The 261-nt window shown below is 54.4% G+C and carries 1 pseudogene; it reads right to left on the bottom strand.

Going from position 1 to position 261, the window contains the following annotated elements:
- Positions 1-261 (bottom strand): annotated as a pseudogene (locus tag MXD62_RS08895) (serine/threonine protein kinase); the annotation flags it as partial.

The following is a 261-nucleotide window of genomic DNA, read 5'->3' as shown; positions in this document are numbered from 1 at the left end:
GTCTCGTTTCGCATTCTTTTCCATTCTTCCTTGCCGGTTACCAAGCGGATCATCACCATCGCCAGCGAGAACAGATCATAGGAAATCTCCGCCCGTCTGTCCCCCGCCTGCCAGGTCGCACGGTCGTACTCCTCGGTAAACTGGCGAACGGCGTTACCAAGCTTTGTTACACCGCCGAAATCGATCAGCCGAACCTGTTTTTCCGTACGGGTGACGATGATGTTCTCCGGCTTTAGATCGCCGAAAACCCAACCATGGGAA

The organism is Frankia sp. Mgl5 (genome assembly GCF_023242985.1).
Taxonomy (GTDB): Bacteria; Actinomycetota; Actinomycetes; order Frankiales; family Frankiaceae; genus Parafrankia; species Parafrankia soli.
Note: the sequence above shows the minus strand (reverse complement) of the source record. Positions and strands in the feature narration are given on the sequence as shown.